Annotated in this window: 3 protein-coding genes; all 3 read left to right on the forward strand. The window is 73.6% G+C overall.

The annotated features are described in order from the left end of the window. A partial coding sequence (locus V7Z97_RS19685) for an ABC transporter permease (protein ID WP_334165212.1) occupies positions 1–477 on the forward strand: 477 nt, incomplete at its 5' end. Between the two features lie 2 nt (positions 478–479). After that, complete coding sequence (locus V7Z97_RS19690; RefSeq protein WP_334165213.1) at positions 480–1,685, forward strand: efflux RND transporter periplasmic adaptor subunit; 1,206 nt, start codon at positions 480–482, stop codon at positions 1,683–1,685. A gap of 72 nt (positions 1,686–1,757) precedes the next feature. Then, a partial coding sequence (ppsA, locus tag V7Z97_RS19695) for a phosphoenolpyruvate synthase (RefSeq protein ID WP_334165216.1) occupies positions 1,758–3,858 on the forward strand: 2,101 nt, incomplete at its 3' end.

Consider the following 3,858-nt stretch of genomic DNA (forward strand, 5'->3'; position numbering starts at 1 on the left):
CGCACGCCGCAGATCCTGGGCGCGGCGGCGCGCGACGACACGGGGGCGGCCTGGCGCCAGGCCATGGCCGAGGCCTTCCGGGTGATGATCACCTTCTACGTGGGCTTCGCCGGGGCCATCGCCTTCGGGGTCGCTTACAATACCAGCCGCATCTCGCTGTCCGAGCGCGCCCGGGACCTCGCCACCCTGCACGTCCTGGGCTTCGGGCACTGGGAATGCGCCTACATCCTGCTGGGCGAACTGGCGGTGATCACCCTGGCGTCGATCCCGCTGGGCATCCTCGGCGGGCAGGCGCTGGCGGAGGCGATGGGCGCGGCCTATTCGCGCGACGAGCTGCGGCTGCCGGCGATCATCTCCGCCGACAGCTACGGCGTGGCCCTGGTCGCCTACCTGGCGGCCATCGCCCTCGCGGCGGCGATGGTGGCGCCGCGCATCTGGCGTCTCGACCTCGTGGCCGTCCTGAAGACAAGGGACTAGCAATGCCGAAGATCAAATGGGCCCGGTGGATCCTGATCGGCGCGGCCGCCCTGGCGGTGGCCGTGACGGTGGGGCTGCTCATGGCGCCGCGGCCCGTGGCGGTGGATGTGGCCCAGGTGGTCACCGGCCCGCTCGCCGAGACCGTCGCGGACCAGGGCTTCGCGCGGGTGCGGGAGGCCTATGTGGTGGCCGCCCCAGTCTCCGGCCGGCTGGAACGGATCGATCTGCACGTCGGCGACCGGGTGGCAGCGGGGTCCACCGTCGTCGCGCGGATCAGACCGGCCAGCGCCGACCTGCTGGATCCCCGCGCCCGGGCCCAGGCCACCGCGGCGGTCGCCGCCGCCCAGGCCGCCGTCGCCGCGGCCGCCGCCCAGCAGGACCAGCTCGCCGCCGAAGCCCGGCAGGCGGACGTGGAGGTGGGCCGCATCCGGCAGCTGTCGGAGCGGGGCTTCGCTGCCCGCCAGACGCTCGACGCCGCGGACGCCCGGGCCCGCGCCGCGCGCGCGGCCGTGCGCGCCGCCTCCGCCCAGCTCGCCGTGCGCCGATCCGAGCTGGCCGCCGCCCGCTCGGCGCTGATGGGTCCGGAGGCGCAGGGGGCGGAGACCGTGGCCGTCACCGCGCCGGCCTCCGGCTACGTCACCCGCGTGCTGCAGGAGAGCGAGCGCACCGTGGCCATGGGCGCGCCGCTGGTGGAGATCGGCGACCAGGACGGGCTGGAGGCGGCCATCGAGTTCCTGTCGCAGGACGCGGTGCGGATCCGCGAGGGCATGGCGGCCGAGATCTACGACTGGGGCGGGGACGGGACGATCCCCGCCGTCGTGCGCCGCGTCGAGCCGCAGGGCTTCACCAAGGTCTCGGCCCTCGGCGTCGAGGAGCAGCGGGCGCTGGTGATGCTGCAGTTCACGGGGGCGCCGGAGAAGTGGACCAGGCTCGGGCCCGGCTATCGGGTCTGGGGGCGGGTCTTCCTGCGCCGGGAGCCGAAGGCCCTGAAGGCCCCGCTGGGCGCGCTGGTCCGCGCGCAGGACCGCTGGGCCGTCTACCGGATCATGGACGGCCGCATCCGGCTGGTCCCGGTGACGGTGGGGGCGCTAACCGACGACGAGGCGGAAATCCGCTCGGGGCTCAAGGCGGGCGACCGGGTGGTGATCTTCCCCTCCGACAAGGTGGCCGACGGGGTGCGGGTCAAGGTCCGTCGGCCCGGCGGCTGAGCCCTTTGACGTCCCTCAAGGCCGGCGGGGCGTGACGGGACTAGGGTCCGCGGGCAGCCGCGGAGCCGCGTCATGACCACGCCCGACTACATCCGCCCGTTCGACCTCCTGAGCCTGAGCGACATCCCGCTGGTAGGGGGCAAGACCGCCTCGCTCGGGGAGCTGCACCGGCTTCTGGCCGGCGCCAAGGTCAGCGTCCCGCAGGGGTTCGCGATCACCGCCGAGGCCTATCGCGACGCGCTGACGCGGGCGGGAGCCTGGGACGAGCTGAAGGCGCGCCTGGCCGACCTCGATCCCGAGGACGTGGAGGACCTCGCCCGGCGCGCCGCCGCGGCCCGCCGGATCGTCTACGAGGCCACCGCCGACGCGGCGCTCGGCGCCCAGATCGTGGAGGCCTTCCGCCGGCTGCGCGCAGCGTGCGGGGGGGAGCTGAGCGTCGCCGTCCGCAGCTCGGCCACCGCCGAGGACCTGCCCACCGCCAGCTTCGCCGGCCAGCACGACAGCTTCCTGCACGTCCGGGACGAGGCCGGGCTGGTGGAGGCCTGCCGCCGCTGCTTCGCCTCGCTGTTCACCGACCGGGCCATCGTCTACCGGCTCCACAACGGCTTCGACCACTTCAAGGTCGCCCTGTCGGTCGCGGTGATGCAGATGGTCCGCTCCGACGAGGCGGTGAGCGGGGTGACGTTCACCCTCGACACCGAGAGCGGCTTCCCGGACGTGGTGTTCATCACCGGCGCCTACGGCCTCGGCGAGAACGTGGTGCAGGGCCGCGTCGACCCGGACGAGTTCTACGTCCACAAACCCACCTTCCGGCAGGGCTTCCGAGGGGTGCTGAAGCGCAGCCTGGGCGCCAAGCAGACGCGGATCGTCTGGCGCACCGGCTCGCACGGACCGGCGCTGCGCTCCGTGCGCGTCCCCCTCGCCGAGCGCGAGCGCTACTGCCTGACCGACGCCGAGGTCATGGACCTGACCGAGGTCGCGCTGAGGATCGAGGACCACTATTCCAAGCGCGCCGGCCAGCGCACGCCCATGGACATCGAGTGGGCCAAGGACGCCGGCGACGGGCGGCTCTACGTGGTCCAGGCCCGGCCGGAGACGGTAGCGTCCCAGCGTGGCGAGGAGATCGAGACCTTCCGGCTCACCGGCTCGGGCGCGGTGCTGGCGGAGGGCAAGGCGGTCGGCGAGCGGATCGCCGGCGGGCCGGTGCGGGTGGTCCGCACCGCCGCGGCCCTGAAGGCCTTCCAGCCGGGCGAGGTGCTGGTCGCCAGCGCCACCAGCCCGGACTGGGAGCCGGTGCTGAAGAAGGCGAGCGCCGTGGTCACCGACCGGGGCGGGCGCACCTGTCACGCGGCCATCGTGGCGCGTGAGCTGGGCATCCCCGCGGTGGTCGGGACGGGCGACGCCACGCGCCGGCTGGCCGCGGGCGGTCGCGTGACCGTCTCCTGCGCCGAGGGGGAAGTCGGCAAGGTCTACCAGGGCGAAGTGCCCTTCGAGGTCGAGCGGCTGAACGCGGCCGACCTGGAGCAGCCCCGCACCTCCATCATGCTCAACCTGGCCCATCCGGACCTGGCGTTCCGCGCCGCCCAGCTGCCGAGCGCGGGCGTGGGTCTCGCCAGGCTGGAGTTCATCATCGGCGAGCAGATACGGCTGCACCCGATGGCGGCGGCCCATCCGGAGCGGGTGACCTCGACGCGCGAACGGGCGGCCATCGCCCGACTGACGGCCGGCCACGCGTCGGCGCGGGAGTACTTCGTCCAGGGACTGGTGGAGGGCGTCGGCGTGATCGCCGCGGCCTTCTACCCGCGCCCCGTCGTCGTCCGGCTGTCGGACTTCAAGACCAACGAATACGCCAGGCTGCTCGGCGGGGCGGACTTCGAACCGAAGGAAGAGAACCCGATGCTGGGCTTCCGCGGGGCCTCCCGCTACGCCCATCCGCTCTACGCCCAGGGGTTCGCGCTGGAGTGCGAGGCGCTGCGGCGGGTGCGCCAGGACCTCGGCCTGACCAACCTGCGGGTCATGGTGCCGTTCTGCCGGACCACCACCGAGGCCGGACGCGTGCTGGACGCCATGGCCGCCAACGGGCTGAGGCGCGGCGAGGACGGGCTGGAGGTCTACGTCATGTGCGAGATCCCCAACAACGTCATCCAGATCGACGCCTTCGCCAAGCTGTTCG

The sequence above is a fragment of the Phenylobacterium sp. genome (assembly GCF_036821595.1).
GTDB lineage: Bacteria > Pseudomonadota > Alphaproteobacteria > Caulobacterales > Caulobacteraceae > Phenylobacterium.

Bases quoted from the DNA above. Each gene is read 5' to 3' on its own strand.
- V7Z97_RS19690 (WP_334165213.1), top strand. From the start codon at position 480: ATGCCGAAGATCAAATGGGCCCGGTGGATCCTGATCGGCGCGGCCGCC.